This window comes from Komagataeibacter kakiaceti JCM 25156 (assembly GCF_000613305.1).
The window spans coordinates 1-1071 of the sequence record NZ_BAIO01000669.1 but is presented as its reverse complement, the minus strand read 5'-3'; the positions used below and the strand labels follow the sequence as shown (position 1 = coordinate 1071).

Here is a 1071-nt window from a genome sequence, read left to right as displayed (position 1 = left end):
CGAACAGGAACTGCCACGCCAGCGGGTCGAAATACCAGCCATCGGGGTCCAGCCAGTTGGGGAAGTTGAGCCGGGGATTGACATTGACCACCAGCCACACGGTCCCGCTCAGGCCCAGCACCACGCTGGTCCCCGCCCCGCGCAGCAGCGCGTATAACGGCGCGAACCCCACAAGCAGCACGATATAGAGCGGCAGGATGTTCAGGTTGCCCGGCAGCGCCACCAGCGAGAGCACCCGCCAGACCGAATCCAGCCCATGCGCCAGTTCGGGTTCAAGAAAATCGACCGGCACGGGCCAGAAATGCCGCCAGATGCGAATGGTGGAGACACAGACCACCACCAGCATGATCTGGTATGCGTAAAGCTGCCAGCACCGCCGCCCGATGCGCATCAGGACCGTGGCGACGGGCCGGGTGCCAAAGGCCCGGCCATAGGCCAGCCAGGAGGCGTAGCCCGCCAGCAGCACGAACACCTCCGCCGCGTCGGCAAAGCCGATATTGCGCATGGTGAAACGGTTGAGCACATCCTGCGGAATATGATCGACGCACATCATGAGCAGCGCCACCCCACGCAGGGCGTCAACCCTGTGGTCCCGCCGATGATGGGACGCGGCCCGTGACGTGGAATTGCCCATTATGGTCCCTGCCTGCCTGAATACGCGCATGATAGCCATTCACATCATGCGATGGGGAAGCGTAAAGCAGCAAACCGGGCCACGCGCCATTCTTCCACCGCAGGGACGGCGCGCATGCAGCGCATACGCGGGCATGCCCGCGCCACGGTTTCATGACTCGACCACACTCCCCTGCACCTTTTATACCCGCAGGGGCGACAGAGCAGGAAACGCACCACCATGACCAACCCCGACAGGACAACCATCGAGACCGTGCTGCAACAGGTCCATACGGCAGACAAATCCACCAGCGTGGCGAAGCTGGGCAGTCTGGACGCCTTCATGGTGCGTGACGGGGTGCTTCACGTCGCCATCGCGACGGACCGCGCGCGCGCGGTGGACCTGCAACCCCTGCTGCCTGAACTGGAACGTGCCCTGATGGCGGCGGTTCCCGGCTG

Annotated in this window: 1 protein-coding gene and 1 pseudogene; one reads left to right on the top strand and one right to left on the bottom strand. The window is 64.1% G+C overall.

Features of this window, described 5'->3' with window-relative positions; translation table 11 throughout:
• On the bottom strand, positions 1-634 hold a 634-nt coding region (locus JCM25156_RS17785; RefSeq protein WP_025814210.1), incomplete at its 3' end, for an OpgC family protein.
• Positions 635-853: 219 nt separating this feature from the next.
• On the opposite strand from JCM25156_RS17785, the pseudogene JCM25156_RS25925 reads away from it, so the two are divergent.
• Positions 854-1071, top strand: a pseudogene (locus JCM25156_RS25925) (ATP-binding protein); the annotation flags it as partial.